The sequence below is a fragment of the Pseudomonas sp. dw_358 genome, from assembly GCF_018449655.1.
Classification (GTDB): domain Bacteria; phylum Pseudomonadota; class Gammaproteobacteria; order Pseudomonadales; family Pseudomonadaceae; genus Aquipseudomonas.
In genome coordinates this window covers 166,107-182,288 of sequence record NZ_JAAVUX010000003.1, presented here as the reverse complement: position 1 = coordinate 182,288, position 16,182 = coordinate 166,107, and the positions used below count along the sequence as shown (strand labels likewise).

General features: G+C 63.3%; 12 protein-coding genes. 2 read left to right on the top strand and 10 right to left on the bottom strand.

Annotation, left to right across the window (positions count from 1 at the left end; genetic code table 11):
• Positions 1-5: 5 nt before the first annotated feature.
• From HB675_RS06720 to HB675_RS06710, 3 genes are all read right to left on the bottom strand, one after another.
• Positions 6-824, bottom strand: a complete 819-nt coding sequence (locus HB675_RS06720) for a putative RNA methyltransferase (protein WP_213876950.1) — start codon at positions 822-824, stop codon at positions 6-8.
• Positions 824-1,975, bottom strand: coding sequence for a succinyl-diaminopimelate desuccinylase (gene dapE / locus HB675_RS06715; RefSeq protein ID WP_213876948.1), 1,152 nt, complete (start codon positions 1,973-1,975; stop codon positions 824-826). The genes HB675_RS06720 and dapE overlap by 1 nt, the downstream gene beginning before the upstream one ends.
• 77 nt (positions 1,976-2,052) lie before the next feature.
• Entirely contained in the window at positions 2,053-4,647 is a 2,595-nt protein-coding gene (locus HB675_RS06710; RefSeq protein ID WP_213876940.1) for a glycosyltransferase, read from the bottom strand.
• Positions 4,648-4,858: 211 nt separating this feature from the next.
• Here HB675_RS06710 and tcdA point away from each other — a divergent pair, with 211 nt between their 5' ends.
• On the top strand, positions 4,859-5,665 hold the full coding sequence (tcdA, locus tag HB675_RS06705) for a tRNA cyclic N6-threonylcarbamoyladenosine(37) synthase TcdA (protein WP_213876930.1): 807 nt from the start codon (positions 4,859-4,861) through the stop codon (positions 5,663-5,665).
• Between the two features lies 1 nt (position 5,666).
• On the opposite strand, the gene HB675_RS06700 is transcribed toward tcdA, so the two are convergent.
• The 4 genes from HB675_RS06700 to HB675_RS06685 form a co-directional block, all read right to left on the bottom strand.
• On the bottom strand, positions 5,667-6,071 hold the full coding sequence (locus HB675_RS06700; RefSeq protein WP_213876928.1) for a SufE family protein: 405 nt from the start codon (positions 6,069-6,071) through the stop codon (positions 5,667-5,669).
• Positions 6,068-7,273 (bottom strand): cysteine desulfurase, encoded by a 1,206-nt coding sequence (locus HB675_RS06695; protein ID WP_213876926.1) that lies wholly within the window; start codon positions 7,271-7,273, stop codon positions 6,068-6,070. Before HB675_RS06695 ends, HB675_RS06700 begins: the two co-directional genes overlap by 4 nt.
• 65 nt (positions 7,274-7,338) lie before the next feature.
• Complete coding sequence (gene dapD / locus HB675_RS06690; RefSeq protein WP_213876924.1) at positions 7,339-8,373, bottom strand: 2,3,4,5-tetrahydropyridine-2,6-dicarboxylate N-succinyltransferase; 1,035 nt, start codon at positions 8,371-8,373, stop codon at positions 7,339-7,341.
• Between the two features lie 42 nt (positions 8,374-8,415).
• On the bottom strand, positions 8,416-8,763 hold the full coding sequence (locus tag HB675_RS06685) for an ArsC family reductase (RefSeq protein WP_213876922.1): 348 nt from the start codon (positions 8,761-8,763) through the stop codon (positions 8,416-8,418).
• 580 nt (positions 8,764-9,343) lie between these two features.
• Here HB675_RS06685 and HB675_RS06680 point away from each other — a divergent pair.
• Positions 9,344-10,999 carry a Na+/H+ antiporter gene (locus HB675_RS06680; RefSeq protein WP_213876920.1) on the top strand — a complete coding sequence of 552 codons (1,656 nt, stop codon included), beginning with the start codon at positions 9,344-9,346 and terminating at the stop codon, positions 10,997-10,999.
• A 9-nt stretch (positions 11,000-11,008) separates the two neighbouring features.
• Here HB675_RS06680 and dapC read toward each other — a convergent pair whose 3' ends face one another.
• The 3 genes from dapC to map form a co-directional block, all read right to left on the bottom strand.
• Positions 11,009-12,208 carry a succinyldiaminopimelate transaminase gene (gene dapC, locus HB675_RS06675; protein WP_213876912.1) on the bottom strand — a complete coding sequence of 400 codons (1,200 nt, stop codon included), beginning with the start codon at positions 12,206-12,208 and terminating at the stop codon, positions 11,009-11,011.
• Position 12,209: 1 nt separating this feature from the next.
• Entirely contained in the window at positions 12,210-14,912 is a 2,703-nt protein-coding gene (locus tag HB675_RS06670; protein ID WP_213876910.1) for a [protein-PII] uridylyltransferase, read from the bottom strand.
• A 155-nt stretch (positions 14,913-15,067) separates the two neighbouring features.
• Positions 15,068-15,847 (bottom strand): type I methionyl aminopeptidase, encoded by a 780-nt coding sequence (gene map, locus HB675_RS06665; RefSeq protein WP_213876908.1) that lies wholly within the window; start codon positions 15,845-15,847, stop codon positions 15,068-15,070.
• Positions 15,848-16,182: the final 335 nt, after the last annotated feature.

The following is a 16,182-nucleotide window of genomic DNA, read 5'->3' as shown; positions in this document are numbered from 1 at the left end:
CGGGCTCACTTGGCGTCGGACAGCAGAAAATAATCGTAGCGCATCGATACAGTGACCACGAAGGGCCGGGCCTGTTCGATGACGGCGGTGCGGCGCTCGGCACTGGCGCGCCAGCCGTGGGGCGTCATGGCCAGCAGGTGGGCGCGGGATTCGGGGTCGATGAGCTTGATCTTGAAGGTCAAGGTCTCGCTGTGGTCCAGGTGCATGCCTTCGGGGACCTGCGCCAGGTGCTTGTCGTCGACGTATTCACGTACTTCATCGTAGAGCCGCTCGCGCAGTTCCATCAGGTGCTCTCGGGTCGGGCCGACGCGCATCAGGCCGCCGCCGGGGCTCAGCAGGCGCTTGGCTTCATGCCAGTCCAGCGGGCTGAACACACTGGCGAGGAACTGGCAGCTGGCATCAGGCAGCGGGATACGCGCCATGCTGGCCACCAGCCAGGTCAGCGCTGGCGCGCGCTTGCAGGCGCGTTTGACCGCTTCCCGGGAAATGTCCAGGGCGTAGCCTTCACTGCGCGGCAGGGCCTCGGCGATCTGTGCGGTGTAGTAGCCTTCGCCGCAGCCGATGTCCAGCCAGCGGCCGGGTTGGCGCTCGGCGGCCAGTTCGGCCAGGCGTTGGGCCACCGGAGCATAGTGGCCGGCGTTGAGAAAATCGCGACGGGCTTCGACCATGGCCTGGTTGTCACCAGGGTCGCGGCTGTTCTTGTGCTGCACCGGCAGCAGGTTCAGGTAGCCCTGGCGGGCACGGTCGAAACGGTGGCCGGCGGCGCAGACCACGCCGTTGTCGGCATTGGCCAGGGGCGCGAGGCAGATCGGGCAGGTCAGCATCAGGCGAGCAACTTGACCAGGGTTTGGTAGTAGATGTCGGTCAGCACATCGAGGTCGCTGGCCAGGATCCGTTCGTTGACCTGGTGGATGGTCGCATTGACCGGCCCCAATTCCACCACCTGGGTGCCGAGGGTGGCGATGAAACGCCCGTCCGAGGTGCCGCCGCTGGTGGACGCCTGGGTATCACGGCCGGTGACCTGCTTGATGCTGGCGGCTACCGCATCCAGTAGCGCGCCCGGTTCGGTGAGGAACGGCAGTCCGGACAGGGCCCAGTCCACGTGCCAGTCCAGGCCGTGCTTGTCGAGAAGCGTGGTGACGCGCTGTTTCAGGCCTTCTACCGTCGATTCGGTGGAGAAGCGGAAGTTGAACACCGCCGTCAGCTCGCCCGGAATCACGTTGGTGGCTCCCGTGCCGCTGTTCAAGTTGGAGATCTGGAAGCTGGTGGGCGGGAAGAAGGCATTGCCTTCGTCCCATTGCTCGGCAGCCAGTTCCGCCAGCGCCGGTGCGGCCAGGTGGATCGGGTTGGCTGCCAGGTGCGGGTAGGCGACGTGGCCTTGTTTCCCACGCACGGTCAAAGTGGCGCCGAGGGAGCCGCGACGGCCGTTCTTGACCACGTCACCCACGAGGGTGGTGCTCGACGGTTCGCCGACGATGCACCAGTCCAGACGCTCGTTGCGCGCCTTGAGGCGTTCGACCACGGCCTTGGTGCCGTGATGCGCCGGACCTTCTTCGTCACTGGTGATCAGAAAGGTCACGGCGCCCTTGTGGTTCGGGTAATCACCGACGAATTTCTCCGCCGCCACCAGCATGGCCGCCAAGCTGCCTTTCATGTCGGCCGCGCCTCGCCCGTGGAGCATGCCGTCGGTGTCGATCACCGCCTCATAGGGCGCGATCTGCCAGTTCTGTACCGGGCCGGTGGGCACCACGTCGGTGTGCCCGGCAAAGCACAGCACGGGGCCGTCCTGGCTGCCATGGTGGGCCCAGAAATTGTCGACGTCCTCGATGCGCATTGGCTCCAGTGCAAAACCGGCGTCGCCCAGGCGCTGCATCATCAGCTTCTGGCAATCGGCATCCACCGGGGTCACGGAAGGGCGGCGAATCAGGTCGCAGGCCAGTTGCAGGGTCGGCGAGAGGTCGGCGGAGGCCGTCATGGTGCTACTCCAGGCGGGGCGGGCAAAGGGGCCACATTCTAATGCAAAAGCCCGCGTCGGACGCGGGCTTTGATGGCTCAAGTCAACGGCACAGGCTCATCGGCCGTCACCGACGGCCTGGGCTGTGATGACAGGAATGCCATGATCAACGCCGCCAGGTACGGCAGCGACTGCACCAGCAACATGGCCACCCAGAAGCGCATGTCATTGCTCGGCAAGCCCTGCACCAGGCAGATGCCTCCCGCCGCGCTCCACAGCAGCAGCATGATGAACAGTTCTTCGCGGGCTTCCGATATGGCCACCAGCAAACCATGGCTGTCGGCGTTTTTCGGCGTGCGGAAAAACGGAATGCTGGTGGTGAAGAAACCATACAGCACCGCCTTGGCGATAGTGTGCGACAACGCCAGCCCGGCCAGTGCCGCACAGAAGGCATCGGTCAGATTGACCCCGACCGCGCGGCGGTACAGGAAAATGATCTTGCCGACCTTGAAGAAAAACAGCGCCAACGGCGGAATGGCGAAGATCATCAACGGCGGATCGACCCGCTGCGGCACGATGATCATCGCCGCCGACCACAGCAGCGCACCCACGGTGAAGAAGATGTTCATGCCGTCGGCCACCCACGGCAGCCAGCCCGCCAGGAAGTGGTAGCGCTGGCCACGGGTCAGCGCGGTGTCCTTGCCCCGCAGCAGGCTGGCGGTGTGGCGCTTGATGATCTGGATTGCGCCATAGGCCCAGCGAAAGCGCTGCTTCTTGAAGTCGATGAAGGTGTCGGGCATCAGGCCTTTGCCGTAGCTGTTGTGGTAATACGCGGCGCTCAAGCCTTTCTCGAACACCCGCAGGCCCAGCTCGGCGTCTTCACAGATGCACCAGTCGGCCCAGCCCAGCTCTTCGAGCACCGAGCGACGGGTCATGGTCATGGTGCCGTGCTGAATGATTGCGTCGCGGTCGTTGCGGGTGACCATGCCGATGTGGAAGAAGCCTTTGTATTCCGAATAGCAGAGCTTTTTGAACAAGCTCTGGTCCTGATCGCGGTAGTCCTGGGGCGATTGCACCACGGCGATTTTCGGGTCGGCGAAGTGCGGCACCATGTGCTTGAGCCAGTTGCGCTCCACGCAGTAGTCCGAGTCGATCACGGCGATCACCTCGGCGTCGGCCGCGGTGTGCGGGATCAGGTAGTTGAGTGCACCGCCCTTGAACCCGGCCAATGGCGCCACGTGGAAGAACTTGAAGCGCGGGCCAAGGGTTTCGCAGTACGCCTGTACGGGTTCCCAGACGGCCGGATCCTTGGTGTTGTTGTCGATGATCAGGACTTCGAAGTCCGGGTAATCGAGGTTTGCCAGGGCGTCGAGGGTCTGTTTGACCATCTCCGGCGGCTCGTTGTAGCACGGCACGTGGATCGACACCTTGGGCCGATAGGCTTCATCGGCATGCACCGGCAGGAATTCGCGCCGGCGCTTGTGAGTCCACACCGCTTCGGCCAGTTCGTGGGCCTCGGTCAGCAGTACGATGAACACGCCAAAGGCGCCCAGGGCCAGCAACACGCCCACGGTCAGGCTGAACCAGGTGCTGTATTGCTGACTGTAATCGTAACCGATGTACACCAGCACTGACCCGCACAGGAAGGCAATGAAGGTCAGGAAGGTGCGGCCGCGCTGGCGCAGGGCCGAGCCGTCGATCAGCAGCAGGGTCAGCGCCAAAAGCGCCATGACCACCGAGCCCACCGCCAGCACGCGCCATTGCTGAATGGCCACGACCGGGCCTTCAAGGTTGAATTTCGGCTGGCGATCGGCGTTGAACACACCCCAATAGGCACCCACCGAACCTTCGTCGCTGGCCTTCCAGGGCTGGTCGTAGGCTTCGATCACAAAGTAATTGAAGCCCTGACGGTTCAGGCGATTGACCAGCGTTCGCAGGTAGATGGCCTGATCGGCCTGGTTGGCGTCGGCACCACCGCGCATGTGGCCGTTGCTCGGCCAGCCCACCTCAGACAGCAGAAGCGGCTTCTTCGGGAACATGCGCTTGAGTTCGCGGGCACGGTCTAGTACGAACTGCTGGGCATTGGCCACCGGGATATGCTCCCAGTACGGCAGGATGTGTGCGGCGATCAGGTCGACGTGCTTGGCCAGGGAAGGGTTGTGCTCCCAGATGTGCCACTGTTCCGAGGTGGTCACCGGCACTTTCACGGCGGCGCGGACACGGTCCAGGTAGTCGCTCAGGGCTTGCACCGTGACTTCCTTGCGGAACAGGGCTTCGTTGCCCACCACCACGCGCACGACGCTGCGGGTGGTGTTGGCCAATTGAATGGCGGTGGCGATTTCCCGCTCGTTACGTTCCAGGTCCGGGCTGATCCAGATCCCCAGGGTCACGCGCAGGCCATATTCCTCGGCCAGCTTGGGAATGTCGGCCTGGGTGCCGTCCACCGAATAGATGCGGATGTTGTCCGTCATCTTGCTCATCTGTTCCAGGTCCTCACGAATCTGGTCATCGGTCGGGTACTGGTCTTTCTGCGGGTTCTGCCCCAGGCGGAAAGGCGAATAGGAGAAACCGGAGATGTGCTCGGGCCAGTCAGGGGCGGTCACCGGACGGTTGACCAGCGCCCAGAACCCGGTAAACAGTGCGGCAATGGCCACGACGACCACCAGGTTGATGCCAAATTTACGCGAAGACATAGGTAGTTCGGGTTCCGAAGGGTGGAACAAGGCAGTACCGGCGACCGCCGGTCGGCGCGCATCCTACTCCGCAGTGTGTAGGACTGTACACATCCAGGCGCAGGGCATTTGCTTAGAGTGTTTATTCAAGCAGAGTTCGAGACGGTGCGTTCGGCTTTTGGCTGCCGGGCTCAAGGCGTATACTGCGCGCCGGTTTTTCGAGGGGTTGCTGATGAGTACTGAAGATCCACGGTTCGCCGGTGTTGCCCGGCTGTATGGCCGTGAAGGCATGCAGCGGTTGCAGGCGGCGCACGTGGCCATCGTCGGCATCGGCGGGGTCGGTTCCTGGGCGGCCGAGGCGATCGCGCGCACCGGCGTGGGGGAAATTTCCCTGTTTGACCTCGACGATGTCTGCGTCAGCAATACCAATCGTCAGTTGCATGCGCTGGAAGGCAACGTCGGGCGGAGCAAGGTGGACGTGATGGCCGATCGCATTCGCGCCATCAATCCGGCGTGCACCGTGCATGCCGTGGCTGACTTCGTAACCCGCGAGACCATGGCCGAGTACATCGGCGAGCATTTAGATTGTGTGATCGACTGCATCGACAGCGTCAACGCCAAGGCGGCGCTGATTGCCTGGTGCAAGCGGCGCAAGGTGCAGATTATCTGCACCGGTGGCGCCGGCGGGCAGATCGACCCCACGCAGATCCGCGTGGGCGACCTCAACCGCACCCACAATGATCCCCTGGCTGCCAACGTGCGCTCGACCCTGCGCCGCGATTACGGTTTTTCCCGCAACGTCAGCCGGCATTACAGCGTGCCTTGCGTGTACTCCACCGAGCAGCTGCGCTATCCGGCGGCGGACGGCAGCGTGTGCTTGCAGAAGCGCTTCGTCGGGGAGGGGGTCAAGCTTGATTGCGAGGGCGGGTTCGGCGCGGTGATGATGGTCACGGCGACGTTCGGTATGGTCGCGGCGACCAAGGCGGTGGAGAAGATCGTGGCGGGGGGGCGGCGGCCTTCGGAGCGGGTTGCAGGTTGATTCAGGCCGTCATGCTCCGAATCCGCCCCAACACTGCATTCATCCCGTTACTGCGCGAAGGCGACAATTGCCGCCCCAGCCCCAGCTGACTGAACCAGTCCGCCAGATCCAGCGCCTTGAGCTCCTCGGTGGATGCGTCTTCGATCCGCGCCAGCAGCAACGCCAGCAACCCGCGAATCAACCGCGCATCGCTGGCCGCGCGAAAGCGCCAGTGGCTGCCCTGCTGATCAGCCACCAACCACACCACGCTCTCGCAGCCATGCACCCGGTTGATATCACTGCGTTCGTCGTCGCTCAGCGGCATCAGGCGCTCGCCCCATTGCATCAGAAAACGCGCTCGCTGCTCCCAGCCGGGGGCCGCGGTGAAGGTGTCGAGGGCTTCCTGGGCGGCCGGTGACAAGCTCATCGCAGAATCTCCAGGGCCTTGTCCAGGGCCAGGAAAAACCGCACCAGGTCGTCCGAGTCGTTGTACAGCCCCAGGGACACGCGGATCGCGCCTCCCAGGCCAAAGCGCTTGAGCAGCGGCATGGCGCAGTGATGACCCGCGCGCACGGCGATACCTTGTTCTGTCAGCAACGAAGCCAGATCGGCGTTGTGCACCCCCTCGACCACAAAGCTGGCCAGCGCGACTTGCGGCTCGCCGAGCAGCTTGATGCCTTCGCGGTCGTTCAGGCCACGCAGCAGTTGGCTGTGCAGGGCTGCTTCGTGGGCTTCGACCGCGCTGGCGTCCAGCCCCCCCAGGTACTCCAGGGTCGCGGCCAGGCCGATGACGCTGCCGACGGCCGGAGTGCCGGCTTCAAAACCCAGGGGCGCAGGGCGAAACGAGGCCGACTCATAGTCCGCCATCTGGACCATTTCTCCGCCGTACTGCCAAGGTTGCAAGCGCGCCAGCGCGTCGGCCTTGCCATAGAGCACGCCGAGACCGTCGGGGCCGTACAGTTTGTGGCTGGAAAAGGTGTAGAAGTCGCAGTCCATGGCGGTCACATCATGTCGACCATGGACCACGCCCTGAGCGCCGTCGACCACGGTCAATGCGCCCACGGCACGGGCCATGGGCAGCAGCTGATCCAGAGGCTGCCAGGCGCCGATCACGTTCGAGAACTGGCTGACGGCGAGCAGCCGGGTGCGCGGTCCGATCAGCGAGCGGGCCGCTTCGACGTCTATCAGGCCATGGCGGTCGAGAGGCAAGACCACCAGGTCGAGTTGCTTGCGCAGAGCCAGTTGCTGCCAGGGCAACAGGTTGGCGTGGTGTTCCAGGGCACTGATGACGATGGCATCACCGGGCGCGAACTCATGCTCCAGGCCGTAGGCCAGCAGGTTGATCGCGCTGGTGGTGCCCTGGGTGAACACGATCTGCAAAAGGCTCGGTGCGTTGAGCCATTGCGCGACTTTCTCGCGGCTGGCTTCGAAGGCCTGGGTGGCCAGGGCACCGGGCAAGTGTTGGGCACGGTGCACATTGGCGGCACCGTGGCTGTAGTAATGGATCAGCGCATCCAGCAGGGCCTGGGGTTTCTGGGCCGTGGCGGCATTGTCCAGATAGGTCTGGTGCTGGCGTTGCAGGGCGGCGATGGCCGGAAAGTCAGCGCGCCAGGGAGAAGGTACGAACATGTGCGTCGCCTCACGGCTCCGGTACGGAGGTGCCCGGCCCGGAGCAACCGGGCAGGGCAGGTCACTCAGTTGTGAGCGTGCAGTGCTTCGTTCAGCTCGATGGCCGACTTGTGGGACTTGCATTCCACCGCACCGGTTTCCGAGTTGCGACGGAACAGCAAGTCTGGCTGGCCGGCCAGTTCGCGGGCCTTGAGCACCTTGACCAGCTGATTGCTGTCATCCAGCAGGGCCACTTTGGTGCCGGCGGTGATGTACAGGCCGGCTTCGACGGTGTTGCGGTCGCCCAGCGGAATACCGATACCGGCATTGGCACCGATCAGGCAGCCTTCGCCGACCTTGATCACGATGTTGCCGCCGCCCGACAGGGTGCCCATGGTGGAGCAGCCGCCGCCCAGATCAGAGCCCTTGCCGACGAAGACGCCCGCGCTGACGCGGCCTTCAATCATGCCCGGGCCTTCGGTGCCCGCGTTAAAGTTGACGAAGCCTTCGTGCATGATGGTGGTGCCTTCGCCCACGTAGGCGCCCAGACGCACACGGGCGCTGTCGGCGATCCGCACGCCGGCCGGGACCACGTAATCGGTCATCTTCGGGAACTTGTCCACCGAGAACACTTCCAGCAGCTCGCCACGCAGGCGCGCTTCCAGTTGCAGGCCGGCCAGCTCGCCGAGGTCGACAGCGCCCTGGCTGGTCCAGGCGACGTTGGGCAGCAATGGGAAGATACCGGCCAGGTTCAGGCCGTGGGGCTTGGCCAGGCGGTGGGACAGCAGGTGCAGCTTGAGATAGGCCTCGGGGGTCGAGGTCAGCGCGGCGTCTTCGGCCAGCAGGGTGGCGACCAGCGGTTTGTGGCTCTCGGCCAGGCGGGTCAGCAGGGCGCCTTGGGTGGCGTCGATGCCTTTGACGATTTCAGCCAGTTGCGAGGCCTGGGTGTTGCTGAAGGTGATGGCCTGGTTGCCGCCGGTATAGCCCAGGAGCGGGGCGACAGCCGCGATCAACTCGGCGCAGGGGTTGACCAACGGCTGTGCGTAGAAGACTTCCAGCCAGGTGCCTTGACGGTTTTGGGTGCCGACGCCGAAAGCCAGGCTGAACAATGAGTGGGACATGGAGTTACCTCTTGAATAAAAACGGGGCTCGGGTGCCAGTGCTTACTGGACGGCCGCCGCGTATAGGTCTGGCTTGAAGCCAATCAGGGTTCTGTCGCCCAGGTCGAGTACCGGGCGTTTGATCATGGACGGCTGGGCAAGCATGAGCTCGACGGCCTTGGCCTGGTCGATATCGGCTTTCTGGGCGTCATCGAGCTTGCGAAAGGTGGTGCCTGCACGATTGAGGACGATCTGCCAGCCGTGCTCGTCGCACCAGCGGTTCAGATGATTGCGGTCTATGCCCACGGCCTTGTAGTCGTGAAACTGGTAGACAACATTGTGTTCGTCGAGCCAGGCGCGGGCTTTTTTCATCGTGTCGCACGCCTTGATGCCGTAAAGGGTGTAAGTCATGAATTGTCCGAGTCAAGCCGGTTGCCCCGACGCTTGCTCTTTGCTCCTTCCTGTTCAAGCGACGAATTATGCGACAACGATTCTTTCATTGCCATGACGATGTGGTGACAGCAGCGCAGCGCCACGCGATCCGCTGTTGATCTGGCTGTTGATCTTGATTGCCCGCGCCCGCATTGGCCCTTCGCTGCGCTACGGGTTCCCTCCTTGCGCATCGCTCCGTGGGGGTCGCGCTGTACGGCCATCCATGGCCTACAGCGCTAGCTCGGCTTCCTGCCTCGCTCCCCCCACTCCCGCGCTGCTCCAGTCGGCCTGCTGAGGGCGCGGACAGTCAAGATCACAAGCAGATCAAAAGCCAGAGCCAGAGCAACCGCAACCGCAACCGCAACCGCAACCGCAACCGCAGCTGACATTGCGGTTCGGCCAGTCACATCGGTAACACTCCGCTGGGTGGTCTAGATGAAAGCTGCGCTACCTGAATGTCCTGCGACCTTAAAACGCACCTGCCTTGTGTAACATCCGCCCAGCGCAACGCTCTAACGCGCGTACTGTCGCAGTCACCAATTGAAGGATTTCCTGTTTTATGCAAACCGCCTACACCGTCCTGCTCCTCCTCATGCTGGTCGGCGCCTCACGTCTGGTGGCGCGTTTGATACCGTTGCCGCTGCCCCTGGTGCAGATCGCCGCCGGCGCGATCCTGGCGGTGCCGACCCTGGGCCTGCACGTGGCGCTTGACCCGGAGCTGTTCCTGTTTCTGTTCCTGCCACCGCTGCTGTTCTCCGACGGCTGGCGCATGCCCAAGCGCGACCTCTGGCGCCTGCGCAGTTCGATCCTGACCCTGGCAGTGGGCCTGGTGCTGTTCACCGTGATCGGCGCCGGCTACTTCATCCATTGGCTGCTGCCCAGTATCCCTCTCCCGGTAGCCTTCGCCCTCGCTGCCGTGCTGTCGCCCACCGATGCCGTGGCGGTTTCGGCCATTGCTCAGGATCGCCTGCCCACCAACCTGATGCGCCTGCTTCAAGGCGAGGCTCTGATGAACGACGCCTCGGGCCTGGTGACCTTCAAGTTCGCTATCGCCGCCGCGATGACCGGCTATTTCTCCATCACCGAGGCCAGCCTGAGTTTCCTCTGGGTGGCACTGGGCGGTCTCGGGGTCGGCGTTGCGCTGAGCTGGGTGGTAGGGCGTGCGCGGGCCTGGATGATCGCGCGGGGCTGGGATGACCCGGCGACTCACGTGGTGTTCATGCTGCTGTTGCCGTTTGCCGCCTATGTGCTGGCCGAGCGCCTGGGGCTATCGGGCATTCTTTCGGCGGTGGCGGCCGGCATGATGCAGAGTTGGCTCGACCTGCTGCCGCGCCAGACCAGCACGCGCTTGCTCAACCGCAGTGTCTGGGCGTTGCTGGAGTTTCTGTTCAACGGGTTGATCTTTCTGATGCTGGGCTTGCAGCTTCCGGATATCGTCAAGGCCGTGGTCAGCCATGAGAGTTCGCTGTGGCCGACCCTGCTGTGGCGATGCCTGGACGTGGTGGCGATCTTCGCCGTTCTGGTGCTGTTGCGATTTATCTGGGTGCAGAGTACCTGGCGGATGATCGGTCGCCTGCGGCGCTGGAGCGGCAGCAGTCAGCTCACCGAGTTGCCCTCGGCGCGCTCATGCTGGCTGCTGACCTTCGGCGGAGTGAGAGGTGCTGTGACCCTGGCCGGTATCCTGTCGGTGCCTTTGCTGGTGGCGCCGGGGCAGAACTTTCCGGAGCGCGACATGCTGATCTTCATCGCCGCCGGGGTCATTCTGCTCTCGCTGGTATCGGCCTGCGTCGGCTTGCCGTTGCTGTTGCGCGGGGTGGTCAAGGGGCCGGATGAAGCCCAGGAGCGCGCCTTGCGCGAGGCGCGGCGGCACACCGCCGAAGCGGCCATTCGCGAGCTGGAGAAGGAAGACCCGGCCGACGCGGCCACGGGTGACGATGCCGCAAAAGCCGCTCAGGCAGCGCTGGCCACCGAAGCCAAGGCGCGGGTAATGGCCGAGTATCGCCATCATTTGGACATATTCGACGATTCCGCCGAGGCCCAGGCGTTGGCCGAGCAGATGGATCAGCTGGAGCGACGCTTGCGCCTGCGGGCCTTGCGGGCCCAGCGGCGGGAGTTGTACAGCCTGCAACGTCACCACCGGGTCGGTGATGACGTGGTTCGCGAGGTATTGGCCGAACTGGACCTGAGCGAGGCTCAGTTGGGCAAGGTGGCCTGAGGGCCGCGATCAGGCATTCGCGGTCAGGAAGTCGCGAATGCGCCCTGCGGCCTCGACACATTCGGCCAGCGGTGCAACCAGCGCGAGGCGCACGCGCCCGGCTCCCGGGTTGACGCCGTCCACTTCCCGCGACAGGTAAGAGCCCGGCACCACAGTGACGTGTTCCTGCTCGAACAGCCCGCGGCAGAACCGGGCGTCGTCCATCGGCACTTTCGGCCACAGGTAGAAGCCGCCGTCCGGGCGTTGTACCTCCAGCACCGGCGCGAGAATGTCGAGCACGGCATCGTACTTTTCCCGATACAGATCGCGGTTGGCAAGCACGTGGGCTTCGTCGTTCCAGGCCGCGATGCTGGCCAGTTGGGTCTGCACCGGCATGGCGCACCCGTGGTAGGTGCGGTAAAGCAGAAACGCCTTCATGATCTCGGCGTCTCCAGCCACGAAGCCCGAGCGCAGGCCCGGCAGGTTGGAGCGCTTGGACAGGCTGTGGAACACCACGCAACGCTTGAAGTCACTGCGTCCCAGTGCTGCGCAGGCGCTGAGAAGGCCCGGTGGCGGGGTGGCTTCGTCGAAGTACAGCTCGCTGTAGCATTCGTCGGCGGCAATCACGAAATCGTGCTGGTCGGCCAGGGCGATCAGCTTCTTCAGGGTGTCCAGTGGCACCAAAGCGCCAGTGGGGTTGCCGGGCGAGCACAGGAAGAGGATCTGGCAGCGGTCCCAGGTCTCGGCCGAGACGGCATCGAAATCCGGGTTGAAGCCGTTTTCTTCCAGGCAAGGAAGGTAGTGCGGGGTAGCGCCGGCGAGATACGCCGCGCCCTCGTAGATCTGGTAGAAGGGATTGGGGCTGATCACCAGGCCATTGGCCTCGCGTTCTACCACGGTCTGGGTGAAGGCGAACAGTGCCTCGCGCGTGCCGGTAACCGGCAGTACGTGGCGAGCGGCGTCGAGCCAGCCAGCCGGCACGTCGAAGCGTCGCTCGCACCAGCGGGCAATGGCCTCGCGCAGCGCGGGCAGGCCCAAAGTGGTGGGGTACACGGCCATCTGGTCGAGGTTGTCAGTCAGCGCCTGGGCCACGAACGCCGGCGAGCGGTGTTTGGGCTCGCCGATGGAGAGCGCAATGCCACGCTTGTCGCCAGCGGGCACTGCGCCGGCCAGCAAGGCCCGCAGCTTCTCGAACGGGTAGGGTTGCAGCTGCTTCAGTGCGTTGTTCATGTCAAATGCTCAAACGGGTCAATTCAACGCCGGACGTCGGGTTGACGCTCAGCTGTTCGACAATGGTGTTCTGCAGCCGACCGCACAGCAGCGGGTCGGACAGCGGTTGATTGTGCGCATCGGTCAGGAAAAACACGTCTTCCACGCGCTCGCCCAGGGTGGCGATCTTGGCGTTCTGCAACGACAGGTCGAACTCCAGGAAAATCTTGCCGATGCGCGCGAGCAGGCCGGGGCGGTCCGGGGCGCTGAGCTCCAGGATGGTCACCGGGCGCTGGGTGTCGTTCTGGATGGTCACCTGTGGCGCGAAGGCAAAGTGCTTGAGCTGGCGCGGTACCCGCCGGGAGATGATGGTGGGGTAATCGTCGGGGTTGCGCAGGGCTTCGGTCAGGCCACTGCGGATCTGTTGAATACGCTGGGGATTGTCGCCGATCGAGCCACCATCGTTGTCGAGCACGATGTAGGTATCGAGGGTGAACTGGCTGCTGGAGGTGATGATCCGTGCGTCATGGATGTTCAGGTTCAACTGGTCCATCGCCGCCACAGTCACCGCAAAGAAGTCGTGCTGGTCGGGGGCATAGATGAAGATCTGCGTGCCACCTTCGAATTCGCGCTGGGTGGTTTCCTTGATCAGCACCAACGGCCCGCTGTCCACCGGTTGCAGGAGAATGGCGTCACTGTGCCAGGCCACGTCGGCGGCATTGTGGCGCAGGAAATAGTCATCCCCCAGCTGTGACCAGAGCTGCTCGACATCGTCCGGGTCTGTGCCGCTGCGCACAAGGATGTCCAGCGCGGCGCTCTGGGTACGACGAATCTGTTCCTCGCGCTCCAGCGGGTTTTCCAGGCCGCGACGCAAGGCGCGCTTGGTCTCGGTGTACAGCTGGCGGAGCAGGCTGGCGCGCCAGGAGTTCCATAGCGTCGGGTTGGTGGCGTTGATGTCGGCTACGGTCAGCACGTACAGGTAGTCCAGGTGCACTTCGTCGCCGACTTGCTGGGCGAAATCGTGGATGACCTGCGGATCGGAAAGGTCCCTGCGCTGGGCGGTGGTCGACATCACCAGGTGGTTCTGCACCAGCCAGACGATCAAGCGGCTGTCCCAGGCCGGCAGTTGGTGCCGTGCACCGAAGTGTTCGGCGTCCAGCGCACCCAGCTCCGAGTGGTCTCCTCCACGGCCTTTGCCGATGTCGTGGTACAGCCCGGCCAGGTAGATGAGCTCCGGCTTGGGCAGGCGGGCCATGACCTTGCTGGCCAGCGGGAATTTCTCCGACACCTGGGTGTACTGCAGCTTGCGCAGGTGTTTGATGAGATTGAGCGTGTGAGCGTCCACCGTATAGATGTGGAACAAATCGTGCTGCATCTGCCCGATGATGTGGCCGAACTCGGGCAGGTAGCGGCCGAGGATACCGTACCGGTTCATGCGCCGCAGGTTGCGATGGATGCCGATTTCGCACTTGAACAGCTCGATGAACAGGCTGGTGTTGCGGATATCGTGACGGAAGTCGTCGTCGATCAGGTGCCGGTGCTCGCGCAGCAGGCGAATGGTGTCCGCGCGCACGCCCTTGATCTCGGGGTTCTGCGCCATCAACACGAAAATTTCCAGCATGGCGAACGGCGTGCGCTTGAACACGTTGGCGTGGGTTGCCTCGATATAGCCGTCGTGCAGCTGGAAGCGCGAGTTGATCGGCTGGGTGCTGCTGCCGTCATCGTCGGCCAGGATCACCTCTTCGAAATGCTGGATGATCAGGTCGCTCAGTTCGGCAATGCTCATTACCACCCGATAGTACTTCTGCATGAAGCGTTCGATGGCCTGCTTGGCGTCGCTGTCCTTGTAGCCCAGCAGGCCGGCGATGCTGCGTTGGTAGTCGAACAGCAGCCGGTCTTCGCTGCGCCCTGCGAGCATGTGCAGGGCATAGCGGACCTTCCACAGGAATTCCTGGGAGGACGCCAACAGATTGTTCTCGCTTTCCAGCAGGAAGCCTTGGCCGGCGAGGGCGTGCAGGTTCAGGGTGCCGAACTGGCGCCGAGCTACCCAGAGGATGGTCTGGATATCCCGCAGGCCGCCGGGCGAACCCTTGACGTTGGGCTCCAGGTTGTATTCGGTATCGTTGTATTTGTGGTGGCGGGTCTTTTGCTCGGCGCGCTTGGCCAGGAAGAACTCCTTGCTGGGCCACATGTGCGCCGGGCTGGTGACCTCCAGCATGCTGCGGCGCAGCCGTTCGGGACCTGCGATGGTGCGACTTTCCATTAGGTTGGTAATGACGGTGAGGTCGGCGCGAGCTTCGATGGCGCATTCGGCGACCGAACGCACGCTCTGGCCGACTTCCAGGCCGATGTCCCAGAGCAGGGTCAGAAAGCGCTCGATGGAGTCCCGGAAAATCTCGTGATCGTCGCTTTCCAGGAGGATCAGCAGGTCGATGTCGGAGTACGGGTGCAGTTCGCCGCGGCCATAACCGCCCACGGCCACCAGTGTGATGTCGGCTTCGTCATTCCAGTCGAACTGCGTCCAGGCCTGCTGCAGGATGTTATCGACGAACCAGGCGCGGTCCTCGATCAGGCGACGAATATCGCGGCCGGCGCGAAATCGCCCGTCCAGCACGTCGTGGGCCTGACGAATGGCTTTCTTGAAGGCGCCGATGGGGCTGGCCTTCAAGGCCAGTTCAGCCTGGAACTGGCCGCGATCGAACAACTCCGGATCCACTTGTGGCATCTAAAACATCCTGAGCGGTAGAAAATATTATGGCTCGCCGCAAACCCTGCAGGACCAAGCCTGCCTGGGAAGAGGCCGCAGCAGCGTGTCGATCACACCGCAGCAAAGTTTTCCGAGCGGGCCAGGTCCTGCGCAGAGTTTTGACGCTTGGGGTATCAGTTGCTGCGGGCGATGGTGTCATCGGCGCGCAAGGTGAAGATTTCGTAGCCCGTGGCTGTTACCGCCAAGGTGTGTTCCCACTGTGCCGACAGCTTGCGGTCCTTGGTGATGGCGGTCCATCCGTCGCCCAGCACTTTGGTGTCGGCCTTGCCCTGGTTGATCATCGGCTCGATGGTGAAGGTCATGCCTTCCTTGAGTTCCATGCCTTCGCCAGCGCGACCGTAATGCAGAATCTGCGGCTCTTCGTGGAAGACCTTGCCGATACCGTGGCCACAGAACTCGCGCACCACCGAAAAACCGTTCTTTTCCGCGTGCTTCTGGATCACTTCACCGATGTCACCCAGATGGCAGCCGGGCTTGACCCGTTCAATGGCCTTGTACAGGCATTCCTGAGTCACCTGGGACAGCCGTTCGGCCCAGACCGGCACGGTGCCAACGTGGAACATGCGGCTGGTATCGCCGTGGTAGCCGTCCTTGATCACCGTGACGTCGATGTTCAAGGTGTCGCCGTTTTTCAGCGGCTTGTCTCCGGGGATGCCGTGGCACACCACGTGGTTGATCGAGGTGCAGATGGACTTGGGAAAGCCCTTGTAGTTGAGCGGGGCAGGGATGGCGCGCTGCTCGTTGACAATATAGTCATGGCACAGGCGGTCCAGTTCTTCGGTGGTCACGCCAGGCTTGACGTAAGAGGCAATCATCTCCAGTACGTCGGCGGCCAGCTGGCCGGCGATGCGCATTTTCTCGATGTCCTCGTGGGTCTTGATGGTGACGGTCATTACAGGCTCTCTCGGCGCTCGCGGGCGCGGGTGAATACACAAGGCGACCATTCTACCAGAGCACGGGTATGGGATGATTGCTTCTATATAAAGGCTTGATAGGGTGCATTGTCGCGTGATTCAAGGGCTCGCGCCACGGTCCCGCCACCGCTCGACGGAAAAGCCTTGCTGATCAACACCATTACGGGTTTATCTGGCCAGGAATCTGTGATATAAAATGCGCCGCTTTGCGAGGCTTGCCATTGGCGGGCCCGGAAGCATGAACCCCACACACGTGTCGACACGATGACCTGGGTGCCTTCGATGAAAGTCGCTGGTTGGTCATTGGGATACGT

Excerpts from the sequence above, each read along its gene's own strand:
- HB675_RS06720 (WP_213876950.1), bottom strand. The coding sequence starts at position 824 with ATGCTGACCTGCCCGATCTGCCTCGCGCCCCTGGCCAATGCCGACAAC.
- dapE (WP_213876948.1), bottom strand. The coding sequence starts at position 1,975 with ATGACGGCCTCCGCCGACCTCTCGCCGACCCTGCAACTGGCCTGCGAC.
- HB675_RS06710 (WP_213876940.1), bottom strand. The coding sequence starts at position 4,647 with ATGTCTTCGCGTAAATTTGGCATCAACCTGGTGGTCGTCGTGGCCATT.
- tcdA (WP_213876930.1), top strand. The coding sequence starts at position 4,859 with ATGAGTACTGAAGATCCACGGTTCGCCGGTGTTGCCCGGCTGTATGGC.
- HB675_RS06700 (WP_213876928.1), bottom strand. The coding sequence starts at position 6,071 with ATGAGCTTGTCACCGGCCGCCCAGGAAGCCCTCGACACCTTCACCGCG.
- HB675_RS06695 (WP_213876926.1), bottom strand. The coding sequence starts at position 7,273 with ATGTTCGTACCTTCTCCCTGGCGCGCTGACTTTCCGGCCATCGCCGCC.
- dapD (WP_213876924.1), bottom strand. The coding sequence starts at position 8,373 with ATGTCCCACTCATTGTTCAGCCTGGCTTTCGGCGTCGGCACCCAAAAC.
- HB675_RS06685 (WP_213876922.1), bottom strand. The coding sequence starts at position 8,763 with ATGACTTACACCCTTTACGGCATCAAGGCGTGCGACACGATGAAAAAA.
- HB675_RS06680 (WP_213876920.1), top strand. The coding sequence starts at position 9,344 with ATGCAAACCGCCTACACCGTCCTGCTCCTCCTCATGCTGGTCGGCGCC.
- dapC (WP_213876912.1), bottom strand. The coding sequence starts at position 12,208 with ATGAACAACGCACTGAAGCAGCTGCAACCCTACCCGTTCGAGAAGCTG.
- HB675_RS06670 (WP_213876910.1), bottom strand. The coding sequence starts at position 14,912 with ATGCCACAAGTGGATCCGGAGTTGTTCGATCGCGGCCAGTTCCAGGCT.
- map (WP_213876908.1), bottom strand. The coding sequence starts at position 15,847 with ATGACCGTCACCATCAAGACCCACGAGGACATCGAGAAAATGCGCATC.